This is a genomic window from Amycolatopsis sp. 505 (assembly GCF_031625235.1).
Lineage (GTDB): Bacteria > Actinomycetota > Actinomycetes > Mycobacteriales > Pseudonocardiaceae > Amycolatopsis.
On the sequence record NZ_JACKQP010000017.1, the window covers coordinates 71,673 to 91,405 of the forward strand.

Genomic DNA, 19,733 nt, shown 5'->3' on the forward strand with positions numbered 1-19,733 from the left:
TGCGGCAAGGTGGGTCCCGTGCACCACGTCCTCGACGCGCGGGCCCTCAACCGCGCCACCCTCGCCCGCCAGCTGCTGCTCGAACGCGCCGACCTGCCCGTCTTCGACGCGGTCGCCCACCTGGGCGGCCTGCAGGCCCAGGAACCCCAGGAACCGTTCACCGGGCTGTGGTCGCGGTTGCGCGGGTTCGACCCGGCCGCGCTGGACGCGCTGCTGACCGGACGCCGGGTCGTCCGGACCCACCTCATGCGCCGCACCGTCCACCTGCTGACCGCCGACGACGTCCTCGCGTGGCGAAGCCGGTTCGACACCATGCTGCGGCAGCGGGTCGTCACCACCTACCGCAGCGAACTCGAGGGCGTGGATTTCGCCGAGCTCGCCGCGGCGGGCCGGGCGGTGCTGGCCGACGGCGAGCCCCGCTCGATGGGCGAGCTCGCGCGGGCGGTCGCCGACCGGTGGCCCGATCCCGGCCCGCGTCCGCTCGGCGAACTGCTGGTCGCCGCGCTGATCCCGTCGGCGCAGCTGCCCCCGCGCGGACTGTGGCGCACCAAGGCGGGCGTGCGGAACCTGCCCCTCTCCGCTTGGCTCGGCCGCGACGCCGACCCGCTCGACCCGGACGACGGTGTGGGGCGGACGCTGGTCCGGCGCTACCTGGCGGCGTACGGCCCGGCGGCGACCGCCGACCTGCGCGCGTGGTCCGGCCTGACCGGCTTACCGGCCGCGGTGAAGGCGGTGCGCGAGGAACTGGTGGCCTTCCGCGACGAGCGCGGCCGCGAGCTGCTCGACCTGCCCGAAGCGCCGCGGCCCGACCCGGAGACCCCCGCGCCGGTCCGGTTCCTGCCGGCGTTCGACAACGCGATCCTCGGCTACGACGACCGGACCCGGATCATCGACGACGCCCACCGCGGGCTCTCGGTGGCCGGCGAACGGGTGGTCCTGGTCGACGGCCGCGTCTCGGCGACCTGGACGGTGACGGAGGGCGCGGTCGCGGTGCACCCGCTGCGGCCCCTGACGAAGACCGAACGCGGCGAGGTCGCGGCCGAAGGACGCGAGGTGGCCGCGTTCCTGAGCGACGGCGAGAGCGACCGGGTGCGGCTGAGCTAACCCACCGCCCGCGCGAACCGCTCCGCCACCTGCCGCAGCCGCTCCACCAGCCCCGGCGGGGCCTCCTCGACCACGAAGTCGTACCCCAGCTGGGCCAGGTGGTACGGCACCGCGTCCAGGTCGCTCGCCCCGGTCCGGACCCGGCAGCTGCCCTCGTCGATCGCCTCCACCACGCCCGCCGACGGCGGGATGCGCCGGGCCAGCACCGCCGCCGGGGCGGCCACCCGCAGGACCAGCCGGTGCGGGTACGGCGCCGTCGAAATCTGCCGCGAGACGTACTCCGCCAGGTCCGCGGCCGGCGGCTCGCGCGGCGGGAAGCGGAAGCCCACCGACGGCACCCCGTCGATCCGGTCGACCCGGAACGTGCGCCAGTCCGCCCGGTCGAGGTCGAAGGCGACCAGGTACCAGCGCCGCCCAGTGCAGACCAGCCGCAGCGGCTCGACCGACCGCTGCGTCGCGGCGCCGGACCGGTCGCCGTAGCCGAAGCGCAGCCGTTCCTGGTCGCGGCAGGCCGCCGCGAGCACCGTCAGCACCGAGGCGTCCACCGTCGGGCCGGCCCCGGGCAGGGACAGCGTCGCCGCCTGCAGGGCACCCACGCGCGGCCGCAACCGGGCGGGCAGGACCTGCTCCAGCTTCGCCAGCGCCCGCACCGACGTCTCCTCGATGCCGCTGACCGTGCCGCTCGCCGCCGTGCGCAGGCCGACCGCGACCGCCACCGCCTCGTCGTCGTCCAGCAGCAACGGCGGCAGGGCCGCGCCCGCGCCCAGCCGGTAGCCGCCCGCCACCCCCGGCGTCGCGTGCACCGGGTAGCCGAGCGACCGCAGCCGCTCGACGTCCCGGCGGATCGTGCGGACGTCGACCTCCAGCCTCGCCGCGAGGTCGGCACCCGGCCAGTCCCGGCGCGCCTGCAGCAGCGACAGCAGCCTGAGCAGCCGTTCCGATGTGCCGTACATGGCACGCAGTGTGCCAGACATCGCGGACAGCTTCTGTCCGTGATCCGCCGGAAGGTGCAGTCTCGCCGTCAAGCACTTGCCAGGCACCACCCCGGCCGGAAAGAGTGACGCATGCCGATCGATCCGCACGCCCTGCTCGCCGTCGCCCGCGAAGAAGCCGAGCTGGGCCGGGCCGAAGGAGGCGTGCCGATCGGGGCCGCGCTGTTCGACTCCGCGGGCACGCTGCTGGGCCGCGGGCACAACCGGCGCGTGCAGGACGGCGACCCGTCGATGCACGCCGAGACCGCGGCCTTCCGCAACGCCGGCCGCCGCCCGCACTACCGCGACACGATCATGGTCACCACGCTCTCGCCGTGCTGGTACTGCTCCGGGCTCGTCCGTCAGTTCGGTATCGGGCACGTCGTCATCGGTGAGGCCGAGACGTTCCACGGCGGTCACGACTGGCTCGCCGGGCTCGGGGTCGAGATCACCCTGCTCGGCGATCCCGGCTGCACCGCGCTGATGACGGAGTTCATCGCCGCGCGCCCGGACCTGTGGTTCGAGGACATCGGGGTCGAGAAGTCCGAATAGGACAGGGTAGAAGAAGACAGCGCCCAACAGGAGCCGGTATGCCGTCATCCGTTCCGCTCGTGGACCTTTCGCCGTGGTTCGCGGGCACGTCCGAGGGCCGGGCCGAAGTGGCGGGCCGGATCGACCAGGCGCTGCGGGAGTCCGGCTTCCTGCTGGTCACCGGGCACGGCGTCCCGGACGACCTGCGCCACCGGACGCGCGAGCTGGCACGGGAGTTCTTCGCGCTGCCCGAGGACGTCAAGCAGCGCTACGCCGTCACGGTCGGCGGCCGCGGCTGGCTGCCGCCCGGCGTCGAGGCCAACGGCTACGCCGAAGGCACCGAGACCCCGCCCGACCTCAAGGAGTCCTACTCGGCGGGCGCGGACACCCGCACCGGCGTCGCCGAGGTCGACGGGTTCTGGTTCCAGCCGAACGTCTGGCCGCACGAGGTGCCCGGGCTCGGCGAGGCGGCCACCGAGTACATGCGCCGGATGCGGGCGCTGGCCGACCACCTCCTGGAGATCTTCGCCGCGGCGCTCGGCCTCGCCCAGAGCCACTTCACCCGGCACACCGGGCACCCGACGTACACGTTCAACATCAACTGGTACCCGCCGATGACCCACGTCGGCGCCCCGGCACCGGACCAGTTCCGGATCGGCCCGCACACCGACTTCGGCACGGTCACGGTGCTCGACCGCCAGGCCGGGGTCGGTGGCCTGCAGGTCTGCACGGCCGAGGGAGAGTGGGAGGACGCACCGTTCCACCCGGAGGCGTTCACGGTGAACATCGGCGACCTGATGGCCCGCTGGACGGGCGACCGCTGGCGGTCGACCCGCCACCGCGTCCTCCCCCCGGCCGCGACGGCGCCCGACGAGGACCTCGTGTCGTTGATCTTCTTCTACGAGACCGACCACGACGCGCGGATCACGTCACTGGCGCCGCCGCTGGGGACCCGGACCTACCCGGAGGTGATCGCGTCGCAGTACCTCAAAGAGAAATTGGACGCGATCACGATGTCCTAGAGCCTGTTCTCACGGCTCCGGCTCGGCGCAGACCGTCCGGTTCCGGCCCGCCGCCTTCGCCTGCAGCAACGCCTGTTCCGCGGCCAGCAGCGCGTCGTCGAGAAGCCCGTCCGCGCAGCCCGCCACGCCGATCGACACCGTCACCCCGACGAACTGCGGGCCGTCGCCCGAGGCCTTCAGCGCCACCAGCGTCGAGGCGATGCGCAGGCGGATGCGTTCGGCGATCGCCATCGCGTCGAACGGGCCGGTGCCGGGCAGCAGCACCGCGAACTCCTCGCCGCCGGAGCGGCCCACCAGGTCGGCGGCCCGGACCTCGTCGCGCAGGGTTCCGGCGACCGCGCGCAGCACGGCGTCGCCGATCCGGGTGCCGTAGCGGTCGTTGAGGAGGCGGAAGTGGTCGAGGTCGAGCAGCAGCACGGCCGGGCCGGGGCCGCCGGGGCGGTCCAGCCGGGCCTCGGCGGCGCCGCGCCAGGAGGCGGCGGTCAGCACGCCGGTGCCCGGATCGAGGGTGACGTGGTCGCGGCGGCCGCTGCCCAGCCCGCCGCGGTGCAGCACGACGGTGGCGCCGGCCAGCACCGGGACCAGCAGCGGCGCGGCGACGGCGGCCCAGGCGAGCGGGAGGCCGAACGCCGTCATCGCGGCGTCGAAGGCGTGACCCGGCGCGGCTTCGCGTGGCCGGCGGGGCCCGTCGGCGCCGGTCACGAGCGCGGCGTTCACCGCGAGGAACACCAGCCCGGCGACGGTCAGCAGGAGGACGGTCCGCGCGTCGAGGACCTCGCCGAGCGGCCGGACGCCGGTCGCGGTGAGGAAGGCACCGGCGGACAGCCCGGCCAGCGCCGTCGCCGCGGCGCCGAACACCTGCCGGTGGACGGGTCTTCTGCGGACCCGGAACCACTGGTGCAGCGCGGAGAGCACGACCAGCGCGACGGCCAGGCCGGGCCGGAGCACGAGCACCCCGGCGAAGACCCACGGCGTGTCGACACCGGGCCCGAGGAGGGTGTCCTCGCGGTGGCGTTCGACCGGCCGCGCGAGTTCCGCCGAGACCAGCATCCCGGCCGTGAGCAGCGCGAACGGCGCCAGCATCGCGGCGAGCGGCGGGAAGCGGAGGGTGGCGAGCACCACCGCGGCGACGGCCAGGAGGTCGATCCCGACGAGGTAGCAGACCTGGCCGCGGCGCGGCAGCCGCCACAGCGCCCACCGCCGCAGGGACCAGCGCCGCAGGACGAGGGCGGGCAGGAACCGGCCCGGGCGGCGTTCCCCGCCGGCGGCGACCGTGGAATCCCCCACCATTTCGGCAAAGTAGCCGGAACGCAGGCTCATGTCGATCCGCCTTCAGGGGAATTTGACATCGTCGGTGACCGGGCACTCCGTGGGTCATTTTCCGACCGACGGAGGGTTGACACGGCATATTGGTCTAGTCCACTGTGTGGTGGCACACAGCACTCCTCCCGGGTTGATCCCGCCGCCTCAAACCGGAGGTGCTCCACCTGCGCTTTTGGAGGACCCCCATGAAATCAGTGCGCCGTCTCCTCACCCTCGCCGCCGCGGCTTCGGCCGCGCTGGCGACGACGGTCGGGCTCGCCCCGCAGGCCATGGCCGCGGTCGACCCGGTGCTCGCCTCGCCGTACCTGTACCAGTGGGGCGGGCAGACCAGCCCGTCCGCCGCGATGTCCGCGACCGGCGTGAAAGCGTTTACGCTCGCGTTCGTGCTGTCCGACGGGACCTGCAACCCCAAGTGGGACGGCACCCGGTCGCTGACCGGCTCGGACAAGACGATGATCCAGAACATCCGCAACGCGGGCGGGGACGTGATCCCCTCCTTCGGCGGCTGGTCCGGCACGAAGCTGGGCTCGAAGTGCACGTCGGCCTCCGCGCTGGCGGGCGCCTACCAGAAGGTGATCGACGCCTACGGCCTCAAGGCGATCGACCTCGACATCGAGAACACCGACGAGTTCCAGAACAACACGGTCCAGGACCGCATCCTCAACGCGGTGAAGCTGACCAAGCAGAAGAACCCGAACCTCCGCGTGGTGATCACCATCGGCACCACCACGACCGGCCCCGACTCCTGGGGCAAGCGCCTGATCAACCAGGCCAAGGCGATCGGCGCCCCCGTCGACGTCTGGTCGGTCATGCCGTTCGACTTCTCCAGCGGCGGTGACATGGCGGCGCTGACGAAGTCCGCGGTCGACGGGCTGAAGAACCAGCTCAAGACCACGTTCGGCTGGAACGACGACACCGCCTACCGGCACAGCGGCCTCTCCTCGATGAACGGCAAGACCGACAACGCGGGCGAGACGGTCACGGTGGCCAACTTCAACTCCATCCGCGGCTACGCGGCCAGCCACCACCTGGCCCGCTTCACGTTCTGGGCCACCAACCGCGACTGCAGCGGCGGCGGCGAGTGCAGCGGCATCAGCCAGGACAAGTACGCGTTCACCAAGATCGTCGCCGGCTACACCGGCTGACATCCGGACCCGTAGTGGGGCTGTCGGGGGCCCTCTCACCGGCATCGGGGTCGGTGAGGGGGCCTTCGCGGGTCAGCGCCGCCCGCAGTTGTACGGGTAGCAGCCGTAGTAGTTCCACCGCGGGTCCCAGGTGGACGGCGCCGGGCTCGAGGTGGCGGGCGGGGGCGGCAGCTCGACCGTGACGGTCGGGGTCGGCGTCGGCGTCCGGCGCGCATGCATCACGACCGGCGACGGCGTGGTGGTCTCGGTCGGCAGGGCGAGCGCGGTCGACGTCGGGACGGCGGTGGCCGGCTGCAGCTGCGGGAATTGCCGGTCACCGGGCCCGGAGTCGGGCCGCACGGCGAGCACGACCACCAGCCCGCCCAGCACGACGATCACCGCCGACGCCAAGGCCATCCGCGCCACCCCGCTGGGCCCCGGTTCGGCCCCGGAACCCCGGCGCGCGGCGAGCTCCGCCGCCCGCGACCCCGGTTTGCGCGGCTGTTCCCCGGTCTGCCGGAGCAGTTCGTCGACCGTGACCCGGTCCCGTCGCCTGCGCGCACTGCGCGTCATGCACGACCTCCACCCGATACCCCCGCTGCCCGCTCGCCGGCGGCAGCCTTGATCCCCGGTGGATAGTAGAAACCCTTGCGGCAATTGTAAACGCGCTGATCGCCGCGGTCTCGTTACCGTTTCGAGACAACCGGATCGCGTTCCCGGCCGTAGCCGTCAACGAGCCGCGAACCCCTGCCGCCGGTGCCGCGAATGACTCATTCGGGACGTCCGAGGTCCCGAATGAGTCATTCGCGACGTTCGAACCGCGATTGCCCCCGAGCCGCCGCCCCCTCACCGAGCCGCGAACCGCCGCCGCAACCCCGCCACCCGCCGGGTCACCGGCGTGAACTCCGGCAGCTTCAGCAACGCCAGCAACCCGAACGGCACCGCCATCCCCAGCAGCCCCTGCACCGGCAGCTTCACCCACGCTCCCGGGATCACGCCCAACGACGCCGGCACCGCGTGCCCCGCCAGTACCGCGGCCACCACCCCGAGGCCGCTCACCGAAAGCGTGATCAGCCCGACCCGCAGCGACCGCTTGCTGCGCAGGTGCCCGAGCCGCACCCACAGCCACACCTGGCCGAGGACCGCCCCGACCACGAAGCCGGCGCCGTTGACCAGCATGACGCCGTACACCACGTGCTCGCCGTCGAGCAGGCCGCGGCACAGCAGCAGGAGGGGGATCTTCACCGCCGTCATCACGAGCATGATCAGCGTGGGCGTGCGGGCGTCCTTCATCGCGTAGAACACCCGCAGCTGCAGCATGACCAGCGCGAACGGGAGCAGCCCGACCGCCGAGACGGCCAGGGTCTGGCCGAGCCGCTCGGCGTCGTCGAGAGTGCCGCGGCCCCAGGTGAAGATCGCGATGCCGATCGGGGTTCCGACCACCGCCAGCACCGCCGAAATCGGCACGAACAGCACCGTCGACATGCGGGACGCGAGCGAGAGGTCGCCGACGAGCGAGACCGTGTCGCCGTCCGCGGCCGCGCGGCTCATCCGCGGCATCAGCGCCGTCAGCAGCGAGACGCCGAGGATGCCGTACGGCAACTGGAAGAGCAGGGACGCGTAGCTGTAGGCCGTGACGCCGCCGCTGTTGCCGCCGGTCAGCACCCTCGTCGTGATCACGAACCCGACGTGGCTGACCACGACGTAGCCGAGGATCCACGCGGCGAGCCCGCCGAACTCCTTGATCCGCGGGTCGAAGCCCCAGCGCCAGCGGAACCGGAAGCCGGTGCGCAGCAACGCCGGGATGAGCACCACGGCCTGCGCGACGATGCCGAGCGTGGTGCCGAGGCCGAGCACGAGCAGCTTGGGGTCGCTCATGTGGACCGGGTCGAGGGTCAGCTCCCCCGGCACGAAGGCGAACGCGACGAGCGTGCCGGTGACGACGACGTTGTTCAGCACCGGCGCCCAGGCCGGCGGGCCGAAGACGTTCTGCGCGTTGAGGATCGCCGAGAGCAGCGCGAAGAGGCCGTAGAAGAGGATCTGCGGCAGCAGCAGGTACGCCAGCGCGGTGGTCAGCGCCGGATTGGCCGTCGGGGACGATTTGTCGACGTAGAGCGCGGTGAACAGCGGGGCGATCGCGACCGCGACGGCCGTGCCGACGGCGAGCAGCACGAGCGCCATCGTGATGAGCCGCTGGGTGTAGGCGCGGCCACCGTCGGGGTCGTCGTGCGAGCGGACCAGCAGCGGCACCACCACGCTGGCGAGGACGCCGCCGAAGAGCAGTTCGAAGACGATGTTGGGCAGGGTGTTCGCGACGGTGAAGGAGTCGTTGACGACCCCGGCCCCGACCACGGCGGCGAGCAGCAGCTTCGCGACGAACCCGGTGACCCGGCTGACGGCGGAGGCGACCGCCATCCGGCCGCTGGAGCGGGCCAGCGACGAACCGGCACCCTCCCCGCGCCCGGCGCTGACCGGCGACGCGGGCGGCCGGGCGACGATCTGGCCGGCGAACTCGTCGTAGGCGCGCCGCGAGACGTCGGGGTCACGGGTCGGCCAGTGCGGGCCCCGCAGCTCGCTCGGGAGGAAGACCGTCGCCTCGTCGTCCACCGGTCGTGGGTGCTCCGCCATGGGGACAAGCCTGCCAGGTCAGGGGCACGGACGGGAGTCCGAACACTTGTTCGAAGCAGCGACACTCCGTGACGCTCAGGCGGCGACGGTGATCTCCAGTACGGCCCGCCCGGCCTCGGTCAGCTCGGCGGCCACCCGCCCGGTGCCGCCTTCGACGGCGGGCCGCAGGTAGCCGCCGTGGGCGAGGGCGTGCGCGGTGATCTGATCGCAACAGGCGAATCCGTCGATGAAGAGGTCGGGCTCGCAGCTGCACGACATCTGCGCACGACCCGCGGCCACCGCCTTCAGCATCGCCATCGCGCGGTGGGTGAGCTCGACTCCTGAACCGGACACCGGACTGCCTCTCTCGTTTCGCCACTACAACGGGTCATTCGCCCGTTGGGCCGATTGTGTTACTTACCGCACTATGACGTTTGGGGTGCGGGTGAGGTTCCCCGGGCGGAAAAGTCTGTCTCGAGGCAGACGCGCCGGCTGCTCGAATCGAGGCATGAAAGCCCTGCTCAAGCGGGCGACGGCGGTCGCCACGCTGCTCGTGACCGGAGCCGGCACCGCCACGGCCGCCGGCGGACCGGCGTGGCGAGACTGTTACAAGGGCTTGCCCTGTACCGAGATCGAGGTGCCCGCTGACCGGGACGCCCCGGCCGGCGGCGCGACCGGAAACTCGGCCGTGCCGGGCTACCGCGACCAGTTCACCGACCTCGCGGCGCGGTTCGACGTGGTGGTGTCGACCCGCGCGGCCTCGACGTCACGTGCCCGGCGCAGGTTCCCGCGCCCGTGCCGGGGCCGCTGACCAAGAGCGCGTACGACGCCTACGCGGCCGCGAACGCGCAGTTCGCGGCCGGCTGCCCGGCGGCCCGTGGTCGCCTCGGCGCCGACCAGGTCGCCCGCGACATGGGCGCGATCCGGACTTCTCGTGGGGCGGCTTTTAGGAGAAGATGTCCTCGCCGGACGGGCAGGCTCTGGGATGACCCTGGCTCCCGTTGTCGGCTCGCCCTGGGTGGGTGGGCCGCGGGAGGTCATCCCGTCGCCTGATTGAGGCCTATCACTTTGAGCCGGGCCCGCAAGCTTTGTCATGGCCGCTTGGCTTGGGCTTTGGGTTGCGGGCCCGGCTCAAAGCGATTTTTGCGCCTCAGGCGACGGGATGACCTCGCCGCTCCTTTGTCGTTGTGGTCAGCTCTCGCTCAGGCGTAGCTCCAGCGTTCTTGCCCACTCGCGGACGATCTGGCGCCGACGGCGGGTGTCGTCGGTCAGCAGGTTGGCCAGGCCGAGCCCGCGGGCCAGGTCCAGCGTGGCCTGGACCAGTTCCCGCACCCCCGGCCGGGACTCGTCGACGCCGAGCAGCTCGACCGTCACCCGGTGCGCCTCGCGGCCGACCCGGGCCTCCAGTGGGACCAGCACGGCACGCAGGGCCTCGTCGGTTGCCGCGACCGACCAGAGCTGGAGGGCCGCTCGGAACAGGGGGCCCGTGTACAGGTTCAGGACCATCTCCACGACTCGCTCGATGCGGGAGGCTCCGCTCGGCAAGTCGGCCGCCTGGGCTCGGAGCTCCTCTATCTGAGCCTCGCCCAGCAGGTCCACCGCCGCCACCACCAGGTCCTCGCGGGCCGGGAAGTGGTGCTGGGCCGCGCCTCGGGAGACGCCCGCGCGCTCGGCTATGCCCGCCACCGTCACGCCGTGCCAGCCTCGCTCGCCGAAGCTGTCCAGCGCCGCCTCGATCAAGCGCCGCCGCGTGGTGCGGCTGCGCTCCTGCTGGGGTTCGCGGATGCCCGTCAAGCCCGCTCCACCCAGAAATCGAGCTGGAGGTCCTCCTCCGAACCGCCGACGCGGTACTTCGCGAAGTTCGTGACGCCGGCCGCCCGCAGCACCTCGTCGTCGAGGTAGAAGTTGCCCGTTGCCTCGCGGCTCGGCTTCGTCAGGATCGCGTGCGCCGCGTCGGCCATGATCTCCGGCGTTCGGCTGCGCGAAGCCAGCTCCGCCCCGACGACGTTGCGGATCGCCGCCGTGTCGATCGTCGTGCGGGGCCACAGTGAATTGACCGCGACGCCGTCCTGGCGCAACTCCGCCGCCAGCCCCACCGTCACCAGGCTCATCGAGTACTTCGCGATGCTGTAGGCGAGGTGGCCGGCCGTGAACCACTTCTCGTCGAGGCTGATCGGCGGCGACAGCGTCAGGATGTGCGGGTTCGCCGACCCGCGCAGGTGCGGGATGGCCAGTTTGGACAGCAGGAACGTGCCGCGCGCGTTGATGTCCTGCATCAGGTCGTAACGCTTCATGCTGACCCGCTCGGTCGGCGTCAGGTCGATCGCGCTCGCGTTGTTCACCACGATGTCGATGCCGCCGAACTGCTCGACGGTCTTCGCCACCGCCGCCGCGACACCGTCGTCGTCGCGGACGTCACCGATGATCGGCAACGCCCGGCCGCCCGCCTTCTCGATCGCCTCGGCCGCCGTGTAGATCGTGCCCGGCAGCTTCGGGTGCGGCTCGGCCGTCTTCGCCAGCAGGGCCACGTTCGCGCCGTCGGCCGCCGCGCGCAGGGCGATCGCCTCGCCGATTCCCCGGCTGCCGCCGGACATGATGATCGTCTTGCCGTCCAATGTGGCCACAGCGACCTCCTAGTACGACTTCGGGAGGCCGAGGCTGTGCTGGCCGACGAAGTTGAGCACCATCTCGCGGCTCACCGGGGCGATCCGGCCCAGCCGCACCGCCGTGACCAGCGTGCCGAGGCCGTATTCCGTGGCCAGGCCGTTGCCGCCGTGGGTCTGGACGGCCTGGTCGGTCGCGCGGATGGCCACCTCGGCCGCCGCGTACTTCGCCATGTTGGCCGACTCGCCCGCGCCGAAGTCGTCGCCGGAGTCGTAGAGCGACGCCGCCTTCTGCGTCATCAGCTTCGCGAGCTCCAGCTCGATCTTGATCTCCGCGAGGGGGTGCGCGAGACCCTGGTGCGTGCCGATCGGGGCGCCCCAGACCTGCCGCTCGTTCGCGTAGCCGACGGCCTTGGCCAACGCGTACCGGGCGATGCCGAGCGAGAACGACGCGCCCATGATGCGTTCCGGGTTGAGGCCGGCGAACAACTGCGCGATCGCCGCGTCCTCCTCGCCGACCAGCGCTTCGGCGGGCAGGTGGACGTCGTCGAGGAACAGCGAGAACTGGTTCTCCGGCGCGACGATGTCCATCGGGATCTTCGTGTGCTCGAAACCCGGGGTGCCGGACGGCAGGATGAACAGCGCCGGCTTGAGCCGGCCGGTCTTCGCGTCCTCGGTGCGGCCGACGACCAGCACGGCGTCGGCCTCGTCCACGCCGGAGATGTAGACCTTGCGTCCGTTGAGGACCCACCCGCCGGCGTCGCGCCGCGCGGTGGTGGTGATCTTGTGCGAGTTCGACCCGGCGTCCGGCTCGGTGATCGCGAAGACCATCCGCTTGGTGCCGTCGGCGATGCCGGGCAGCCACTGCTTCTTCTGCTCGTCGGTGCCGAACCGGGAGATCACGGTGCCGCAGATGGCCGGCGAGACGACCATGAGCAGCAACGGCGAGCCCGCGGCGGCCAGCTCTTCGAGCACCGCGGCGAGGTCGGCGATGCCCGCACCCCCGCCGCCGTACTCCTCGGGGATGTTGACGCCGAGGTAGCCCAGCCGCCCGGCCTCGTCCCACAGTTCGTGCGTCTTCTCGTCCGCGCGGGCCTTGCGGGCGTAGTACTCGTGCCCGTACTTGGCGCCGAGTTCGGCGACGGCCTTGCGAAGCGCGATCCGCTCCTCCGGCTCGACGAAGTTCATCGCGTTCATTCTGCTTCTCCCACCACCGCGAGGATCGTGCCCACTTCGACCTGCTGTCCGACCGTCACCGGCAGTTCCGTCACCACGCCGTCGGCGGGCGCGGCGATCCGGTGCTCCATCTTCATCGCTTCGAGCCACAGCAGCGGGTCGCCCGCCTTGACCGGGTCCCCGGCCTGCACGGCGAGCCGGACGACCGTGCCGGGCATCGGCGCCACCAGCGACCCCGCGGCCAGGGCCGCGTCCGGGTCGGCGAACCGCGGCTCGGCCTTCAGCGCCACCGACCCGAGCGCGGAGTCCACATAGGACACGTCGTCGTGCCGGGCGACGTCGAACGCGCGCCGCACGCCGGCGACGTCCAGCACGACCCGTCCCGGCTCGGCGCCGACCAGCCCGGCCTCGAAGCCGTCGGCGCGGAGACCGTCCCGGGTCAGCGAGTAGACCACCTCGTACTCGCGGTCGGCCACTGTGAAGACCTTGCGCTGCCCGGCCGAGCGGACGTTGCGCCAGCCACTCGGGAGCCTGCCCTGCGTGGTCGCCGACGCCCGGTTGCCCGCCGCGTCCGCCAACGCCGCGGCGAGCGCGGAGAGCCGTTCGGCGTCGGGCGTGGCCAGCGGTGCGGCGAGGGTGTCGAGGCCGTGCCGGTCGAAGAACGCGGTGTCGGTCTCCCCCGCCAGGAAAGCCTCGTGCCGCAGGATGTTGACCAGGAGGTCGCGGTTGGTCACGACGCCGTGGATCTTCGCCGCCGCCAGGGCCTTCGCGAGCCGGCGGGCGGCTTCGGCGCGGGTCGGCGCCCAGGTGATCACCTTGGCGAGCATCGGGTCGTAGTGGACACCCACCACGGACCCGGTCTCGAACCCGGAATCGAGCCGTAGCCCGGGCCCGTGCGTGAACGAACGGTCCACATCGGGCACTTCGAAGGTGTGCAGCGTGCCGCTCTGCGGCTGCCAGCCCGCGGCCGGGTCTTCGGCGTAGAGCCGGACCTCGATGGCGTGACCGACGGTGGGCGGCGGGTCGGCCGGCAGGCGCTCCCCCTCGGCGATCCGCAGCTGCAGCGCGACCAGGTCGAGGCCGGTGACGTTCTCGGTGACCGGGTGCTCGACCTGGAGCCGGGTGTTCATCTCGAGGAAGTAGAACCGGCCGTCCGGCCCGGCGAGGAACTCGACCGTGCCCGCGCCGACGTAGTCGATGGCCTTGGCGGCCTTGCGCGCGGCCTCGAACAGCTCCTCGCGCATCCCCGCGTCGACGAACGGCGAGGGCGCCTCCTCGACGACCTTCTGGTGCCGGCGCTGGATGGAGCACTCCCGCTCCCCCACCGCCCACACCGTGCCGTGCCGGTCGGCCAGCACCTGGACCTCGATGTGGCGCCCGGTCTCCAGGTAGCGCTCGCAGAAGACGGTCGGGTCGCCGAACGCCGACCCGGCCTCGGCACTGGCCCCTTCGACCGCCTCGGCCAGCTCGTCGAGCGAGCGGACCACGCGCATCCCGCGGCCGCCACCACCGGCAGACGCCTTGACCAGCAACGGCAAGTCGTCCGCGGTCACCGAAGCCGGGTCCAGTTCGGACAGCACCGGCACCCCGGCCGCGGCCATCAGCCGCTTGGACTCCACTTTGGAGCCCATGGTCTCGATGGCTTCCGGCGGCGGCCCGACCCACGTCAGCCCGGCGTCGAGGACGGCCCGGGCGAACGCGGCGTTCTCGGACAGGAAGCCGTACCCGGGGTGGACGGCGTCGGCGCCGGTCTCGGCCGCGGCCTTGACCAGCAGGTCCGCCCGCAGGTACGTCTCGGACGGCGCGTTGCCGGGCAGCCGAACGGCCGCGTCGGCCTCCAGGGTGTGCGGCGCGGCGGCATCGGCGTCGGAGAACACCGCGACCGTGCCGATCCCGGCGTCGCGGCAGGTGCGGAAGACGCGGCGGGCGATCTCGCCGCGGTTGGCGACCAGCAGGTTCTGGATCATCGCTCGCTCACATCCGGAAGACGCCGAAGCCCTCGGCGCCCTTCACTGGTCCATTGTGGATCGCGGACAGGCTCAGCCCCAGCACGGTGCGGGTGTCGCGCGGGTCGATGATGCCGTCGTCGTAGAGCATGCCGGAGAGGAACATCGGCATCGACTCGGCCTCGATCTGCCCCTCGACCATGGCCCGCATGGCCTTGTCGTGCTCCTCGTTGTACTCCTGGCCGCGGCTTTCGGCGGCCGCGCGGGCCACGATGGACAGCACGCCGGCCAGCTGCGCCGGGCCCATCACCGCGGACTTCGCGCTCGGCCACGCGAACAGGAACCGGGGATCGTAGGCGCGGCCGCACATCCCGTAGTGCCCGGCACCGTAGGACGCTCCCATGAGGACGGACAGGTGCGGCACCTTCGAGTTCGAGACGGCGTTGATCATCATCGCGCCGTGCTTGATGATGCCGCTCTGCTCGTACTCCTTGCCGACCATGTAGCCGGTCGTGTTGTGCAGGAACACCAGCGGCGTGTGGATCTGGTTGGCCAGCTGGATGAACTGCGCGGCCTTCTGCGACTCCTCGCCGAACAGCACACCCTGCGCGTTGGCCAGCACGCCGACCGGGTAGCCGTGGATGCTCGCCCAGCCCGTGACCAGGCTCGATCCGTAGAGCGGCTTGAACTCGTCGAAGTCGGAACCGTCGACGACGCGGGCGATCACCTCGCGCGGGTCGAACGGCACCTTGAGGTCGGTCGGGACGATGCCGAGCAGGTCCTCGGCGTCGTACAGCGGCTCGGCGTAGTCCGGTTTCGGCGTCGGCCCCTGCTTCGTCCAGTTGAGCCGCTTGACGATGTTGCGGCCCAGCCGGATCGCGTCCTGCTCGTCGACGGCCAGGTAGTCGGCCAGGCCGGAGGTGCGGGCGTGCATCTCGGCCCCGCCCAGCGACTCGTCGTCGGACTCCTCGCCGGTCGCCATCTTGACCAGCGGCGGCCCGCCGAGGAACACCTTCGCGCGTTCCTTCACCATCACGACGTAGTCCGACATGCCCGGCAGGTACGCGCCACCCGCGGTGGAGTTGCCGAAGACCAGCGCGATCGTCGGGCAGCCCGCCGCCGAGGCCCGCGTGAGGTCGCGGAAGATCCGGCCGCCGGGGATGAAGATCTCCTTCTGCGTCGGCAGGTCCGCGCCGCCGGATTCGACGAGGTTGATCGACGGCAGCCGGTTCTGCGCGGCGATGTCGGCGGCCCGGAAGCTCTTCTTGGTCGTCCACGGGTTGCTCGCGCCGCCCTTGACCGTCGGGTCGCTGGCCGAGATCAGGCATTCGACGCCTTCGACGACCCCGATCCCGGTGACCAGGCTCGCCCCGACGCGGTAATCGGTGCCCCAAGCGGCCAGCGGCGACAGCTCCAGGAACGGCGAATCCGCGTCCAGCAGCAGTTCGATCCGTTCCCGGGCCAGGAGTTTGCCGCGCTTGCGGTGCCGTTCGACGTACTTCTCGCCACCGCCGGCGACGGCCTTGGCGTGTTCGGCGTCGATCTCGGCGAGCTTCTCCAGCATCGCCTCGCGGTTCGCGCCGAACTCGGCGGCCCGGGTGTCCACTGTGGACCTCAAAGCAGTCACGAGGTGTATCCCAATCGCTTCGCGGCCAGGCCGGTGAGGATCTCGGTGGTGCCGCCGCCGATGCCGAGGATCCGGACGTCGCGGTAGTGCCGCTCCACTTCGGACTCGCGCATGTAGCCGAGGCCGCCGTGCAGCTGGACGGCCTCGCTGACCACCCATTCGGCGGCCTCGACGGCGGTGTTCTTGGCGAAACAGGCTTCGGCGATGACTTCCTCGCCCGAGACGTGCCGGATCGCGGCCTGCCGGGTGTAGGTGCGGGCCACGTCGATCTTCCGCGCCATTTCGGTGAGCTTGTGCTGGACGACCTGCCGCGAGATGAGCGGGCGGCCGAACGTCTCGCGCAGCCGGCACCAGTCCAGCGTCAGGTCGAGCGCGCGCTGGGCGTGCGCGTACGCCTGCACGGCCAGGGACAGCCGTTCGGTGACGAACTGGGTGGCGACCTGGGCGAAGCCGCTGTTCTCGGCGCCCACCAGGTTCTCCGCCGGCACCCGGACGTCCACGTAGGACAGTTCGGCGGTGTCGGAGCAGAGCCAGCCCATCTTGTCGAGCTTGCGGCTCACCGTGAAGCCCGGCGTGCCGCGTTCGACGACGATCAGCGAGAGCCCGTGCGCGCCGTCGCCGCCGGTGCGCACCACCGTCGTCACGAAGTCGGCGCGGCAGCCGGAGGTGATGAACGTCTTGGCGCCGTTGACGACGTACTCGTCGCCCTCGCGGACCGCGGTGGTGCGGATGCCGGCGACGTCGGAGCCGCCGTCCGGTTCGGTGACCGCGAGGGACCCGATCTTGGTTCCGTCGAGGGTGGGCCGCACCCAGCGTTCGATCTGGACCGGGTCGCCGGCCTCCGCGATGTGCGGGACGGCGATGCCACAGGTGAACAGCGACGCGAACAGCCCGCCGGAGCCGCCCGCGTAGTGCATCTCCTCGGCGACGACCAAGGCGTCGAGGTAGTTGCCGTCTCCCCCGCCGATCTCCTCGGGGAAGGCAACGCCGAGCAAGCCGAGGTCCCCGGCCTTGCGGTGCAGCTCGCGCGGCAGCTCGCCCGCGCGCTCCCAGTCGTCGAGGTGCGGCAGGACCTCCTGCTCGACGAACTTCCGCACGGTCTTGCGCAGTTCGGCCCGTTCGGGCGTCCGGAAGGGATCGGTCACCGGAGCACCTCGGGGACGTCGATCTCCCGCGACCGCAACCACTCGCCGAGGGCCTTGGCCTGCGGGTCGAACCGCGCCTGCGACGCGACGCCCTCGCCGAGGATGCCCTCGACGACGAAGTTCATCGCCCGCAGGTTGGGCAGCAGGTACCGGGTCACCGGCAGGTCGGCGGTTTCGGGCAGCAGCAGCTTGAACTCCGCCACGGTCAGCCGGTGCACGAGCCACCGCCAGGCCTCTTCGGAGCGCACCCAGACGCCGACGTTGGCGTTGCCGCCCTTGTCGCCGCTGCGCGCCCCGGCGATCGTGCCCAGTGGCACCCGCCGCACCGGCCCGTGGTCGAGCGGTTCGGGCAGCGCGGGTTCATCCACATCGGACAGGTCCTGAGTGGACGCCGAAGGCGCTATGTCGACACGCATGCCGTCCGGCAGAACGGCGACGTGCGGCACCTTGTCGGCCGCCACGTAAGCCGCGGTGTAGACGCCGTACGGCGAGGCGTCCGACGGCGGCGCGATGACGTGGAACCCGGGGTAGCTGGCCAGCGCGAGTTCGACAGCGGCGCCGGTGAAGGCGCGCCCGGCGACCTTCGGGTCGGCGTCCTTGACGGCGACGTGCAGGAGGGCGCTCGCGGTCTGCTCGGTTTCGGCGTCGGCGTGGTCGGTGCGGGCCAGCGTCCACCGGACGTCGGCGGGCGGCCGGTCCTTCATGGACGCTTCGAGCTGTTCCCGCACCAGGGCGGCTTTCGCCTCGATGTCGAGTCCGGTGAGGACGAACGTCGTCTCGTTGCGGAACCCGCCGAGGGTGTTGAGGGCGACCTTCAGCGTCGGCGGCGGCGCTTCCCCGCGGACACCGGAGATGCGGACGCGGTCCGGCCCCTCTTCGGTCAGCGACAGCGTGTCGAACCGGGTCGTGACGTCCGGCCCGGCGTACCGCGCGCCGGTGATCTCGTACAGCAGCTGGGCGGTGACGGTGCCGGCGTTCACCACACCGCCGGTACCCGGGTGCTTGGTGATGACGCTGGAGCCGTCGGCTTCGATCTCGGCGATCGGGAAGCCGGGCACGCCGAGGGTGTGCTCGGTGAAGAAGGCGTAGTTGCCGCCGGTGGCCTGGGCCCCGCACTCGATGACGTGCCCGGCCGCGACCGCGCCGGCGAGCGCGTCGAAGTCGTCACGGGCCCAGCCGTAGTGCGCGGCGGCCGGGCCGACGATGACGGAGGCGTCGGTGACGCGGCCGGTGACGACGACGTCGGCGCCCGCGTTCAGGCACTCCGCGATGCCCCAGGCGCCGAGGTAGGCGTTGGCGGTCAACGGTTTGCCGAGGTCCAGCTCGTCGGCGCGGTGGACGAGGTCGTCGCCTTCGACGTGGGCGATCTTGACGTCGAGCCCGAGTTTCGCCGCCAGCTCCCGGAGCGCGTCCGCCAGCCCGGCCGGGTTGAGCCCCCCGGCGTTGGCGACGATCTTGACGCCCTTTTCCCGCGCCAGCCCGAGGTTTTCCTCCATCTGGCGGAGGAAGGTCTTGGCGTAGCCGCGGGTGGCGTCCTTCATCCGGTCGCGGCCGAGGATGAGCATGGTCAGCTCGGCGAGGTAGTCGCCGGTCAGGACGTCGAGCGGGCCGCCGGTGAGCATCTCGCGGACGGCGGAGAACCGGTCGCCGTAGAACCCGGACGCGTTGCCGATGCGGTAGGTCATGCGAACTGCCCCGGCTTCCGGCCGTTGCCCGGTGGCCCGGCGAAGGCCTGCGCGATGCCGAGCCACTCTTCGACGTCGGCGCCGTGGGCGACGAGATCGGTGTCGGCGGGGTGCCGCCGCTGGGTGACGACCAGGCAGAAGTCCAGGGCGGTGCCGGTGAGCTTCTGCTCGGCGTCCTCGGGCCCGAAGGCCCAGGTGGAGCCGTCGGGCGCGGTGAGTTCGACGCGGAACTCCCCGGCCGGCGGGGCGAGCGAGTGGACCTTGTAGGCGAAGTCGCGGGTGCGGGTGCCGAAGCGGGCGATGTGCCAGAGGCGGGCGGTCGGCTCGCGGGTCAGGCCCAAGGTGTCGAAGATGTCCTGGCCGTGCGCCCAGGTTTCCATCATCCGCGCGGTCGCCATCGAGGCGGCGCTCATCGGCGGCCCGTACCAGGGCAGTTTCTGCCCGTCCGGCACCGCCTCGAGGGCCGCGGCCAGCAGCCGGCGGCCGTCACGCCAGTCTTCGAGGATCTCCCGCGGCGGCCGCTGCGCCCCGGCGGCGGCCCCGTCGTCGACGTAGGTTTCGCCGGCTTTGAGGAGTTCTTCGACCTCGGCCTGCCAGTTCTCCGGGTGCGCGGCCGCGATCAGGGCCTTGCGATCGGTCCAGGCCAGGTGCGCGATCTGGTGCGCGATCGTCCACCCCTCGGCGGGGGTCGCGCGCGCCCAGTCCGCGTCCGGGAGCGCCGCCACCGCGTCGTCGATCGTCTGTGTCTCCGCGTCGAGATCCCCGAGGATCACGCCGAGGTCCGCCATCGCCCGCCTCCTTGCGTCCTGGGGCTCAGGGTGGCACCGGTGGTCGGAAAAATCAAGCACGCCTGATTGTTTCTCGGTCGG

18 protein-coding genes are annotated in these 19,733 nt (G+C 71.9%); 5 read left to right on the forward strand and 13 right to left on the reverse strand.

The window, feature by feature from the left end; translation table 11 throughout:
• Window positions 1–18: 18 nt before the first annotated feature.
• On the forward strand, window positions 19–1,104 hold the full coding sequence (locus tag H5965_RS42965) for a winged helix DNA-binding domain-containing protein (protein WP_310977052.1): 1,086 nt from the start codon (window positions 19–21) through the stop codon (window positions 1,102–1,104).
• Here H5965_RS42965 and H5965_RS42970 read toward each other — a convergent pair.
• Window positions 1,101–2,057 carry a YafY family protein gene (locus H5965_RS42970; RefSeq protein ID WP_310977053.1) on the reverse strand — a complete coding sequence of 319 codons (957 nt, stop codon included), beginning with the start codon at window positions 2,055–2,057 and terminating at the stop codon, window positions 1,101–1,103. The genes H5965_RS42965 and H5965_RS42970 overlap by 4 nt on opposite strands.
• Before the next feature lie 111 nt (window positions 2,058–2,168).
• Between H5965_RS42970 and H5965_RS42975 the strand changes: the two genes are divergently transcribed.
• Window positions 2,169–2,627 (forward strand): nucleoside deaminase, encoded by a 459-nt coding sequence (locus tag H5965_RS42975; protein ID WP_310977054.1) that lies wholly within the window; start codon window positions 2,169–2,171, stop codon window positions 2,625–2,627.
• Between the two features lie 38 nt (window positions 2,628–2,665).
• Window positions 2,666–3,628: a 2-oxoglutarate and iron-dependent oxygenase domain-containing protein gene (locus H5965_RS42980; RefSeq protein WP_310977055.1), complete on the forward strand. Its 963-nt coding sequence runs from the start codon at window positions 2,666–2,668 to the stop codon at window positions 3,626–3,628.
• A 9-nt stretch (window positions 3,629–3,637) separates the two neighbouring features.
• Here H5965_RS42980 and H5965_RS42985 read toward each other — a convergent pair whose 3' ends face one another.
• Complete coding sequence (locus H5965_RS42985) at window positions 3,638–4,918, reverse strand: GGDEF domain-containing protein (RefSeq protein ID WP_310977056.1); 1,281 nt, start codon at window positions 4,916–4,918, stop codon at window positions 3,638–3,640.
• Window positions 4,919–5,136: 218 nt separating this feature from the next.
• On the opposite strand from H5965_RS42985, the gene H5965_RS42990 reads away from it, so the two are divergent.
• Entirely contained in the window at window positions 5,137–6,096 is a 960-nt protein-coding gene (locus H5965_RS42990) for a chitinase (RefSeq protein WP_310977057.1), read from the forward strand.
• A gap of 72 nt (window positions 6,097–6,168) precedes the next feature.
• On the opposite strand, the gene H5965_RS42995 is transcribed toward H5965_RS42990, so the two are convergent.
• The 3 genes from H5965_RS42995 to H5965_RS43005 form a co-directional block, all read right to left on the reverse strand.
• Window positions 6,169–6,648, reverse strand: a complete 480-nt coding sequence (locus tag H5965_RS42995; RefSeq protein ID WP_310977058.1) for a hypothetical protein — start codon at window positions 6,646–6,648, stop codon at window positions 6,169–6,171.
• A 273-nt stretch (window positions 6,649–6,921) separates the two neighbouring features.
• The gene (gene murJ / locus H5965_RS43000) at window positions 6,922–8,703 is read right to left on the reverse strand and encodes a murein biosynthesis integral membrane protein MurJ (RefSeq protein WP_310977059.1); all 1,782 of its coding nucleotides are present in this window, start codon (window positions 8,701–8,703) and stop codon (window positions 6,922–6,924) included.
• Window positions 8,704–8,778: 75 nt separating this feature from the next.
• Window positions 8,779–9,036 (reverse strand): hypothetical protein, encoded by a 258-nt coding sequence (locus H5965_RS43005; protein ID WP_310977060.1) that lies wholly within the window; start codon window positions 9,034–9,036, stop codon window positions 8,779–8,781.
• 154 nt (window positions 9,037–9,190) lie between these two features.
• Between H5965_RS43005 and H5965_RS43010 the strand changes: the two genes are divergently transcribed.
• Complete coding sequence (locus tag H5965_RS43010) at window positions 9,191–9,493, forward strand: hypothetical protein (protein ID WP_310977061.1); 303 nt, start codon at window positions 9,191–9,193, stop codon at window positions 9,491–9,493.
• 380 nt (window positions 9,494–9,873) lie between these two features.
• Here H5965_RS43010 and H5965_RS43015 read toward each other — a convergent pair whose 3' ends face one another.
• Genes H5965_RS43015 through H5965_RS43050 form a run of 8 tightly spaced genes read right to left on the reverse strand, consistent with a single transcriptional unit; the run spans window position 9,874 to window position 19,652 of the window.
• Window positions 9,874–10,476: a TetR family transcriptional regulator gene (locus H5965_RS43015; RefSeq protein ID WP_310977062.1), complete on the reverse strand. Its 603-nt coding sequence runs from the start codon at window positions 10,474–10,476 to the stop codon at window positions 9,874–9,876.
• Window positions 10,473–11,306, reverse strand: a complete 834-nt coding sequence (locus H5965_RS43020; protein ID WP_310977063.1) for an NAD(P)-dependent oxidoreductase — start codon at window positions 11,304–11,306, stop codon at window positions 10,473–10,475. Before H5965_RS43020 ends, H5965_RS43015 begins: the two co-directional genes overlap by 4 nt.
• 9 nt (window positions 11,307–11,315) lie before the next feature.
• Window positions 11,316–12,482 (reverse strand): acyl-CoA dehydrogenase, encoded by a 1,167-nt coding sequence (locus H5965_RS43025; protein WP_310977064.1) that lies wholly within the window; start codon window positions 12,480–12,482, stop codon window positions 11,316–11,318.
• On the reverse strand, window positions 12,479–14,428 hold the full coding sequence (locus H5965_RS43030) for a biotin carboxylase N-terminal domain-containing protein (protein ID WP_310977065.1): 1,950 nt from the start codon (window positions 14,426–14,428) through the stop codon (window positions 12,479–12,481). Before H5965_RS43030 ends, H5965_RS43025 begins: the two co-directional genes overlap by 4 nt.
• A gap of 7 nt (window positions 14,429–14,435) precedes the next feature.
• Entirely contained in the window at window positions 14,436–16,034 is a 1,599-nt protein-coding gene (locus H5965_RS43035) for a carboxyl transferase domain-containing protein (RefSeq protein ID WP_310977066.1), read from the reverse strand.
• Window positions 16,031–17,179 carry an acyl-CoA dehydrogenase family protein gene (locus tag H5965_RS43040; RefSeq protein ID WP_310977067.1) on the reverse strand — a complete coding sequence of 383 codons (1,149 nt, stop codon included), beginning with the start codon at window positions 17,177–17,179 and terminating at the stop codon, window positions 16,031–16,033. Before H5965_RS43040 ends, H5965_RS43035 begins: the two co-directional genes overlap by 4 nt.
• The gene (locus tag H5965_RS43045; RefSeq protein WP_310977068.1) at window positions 17,176–18,864 is read right to left on the reverse strand and encodes an acyclic terpene utilization AtuA family protein; all 1,689 of its coding nucleotides are present in this window, start codon (window positions 18,862–18,864) and stop codon (window positions 17,176–17,178) included. The genes H5965_RS43040 and H5965_RS43045 overlap by 4 nt, the downstream gene beginning before the upstream one ends.
• Window positions 18,861–19,652: a TIGR03084 family metal-binding protein gene (locus H5965_RS43050; protein WP_310977069.1), complete on the reverse strand. Its 792-nt coding sequence runs from the start codon at window positions 19,650–19,652 to the stop codon at window positions 18,861–18,863. The genes H5965_RS43045 and H5965_RS43050 overlap by 4 nt, the downstream gene beginning before the upstream one ends.
• Window positions 19,653–19,733: the final 81 nt, after the last annotated feature.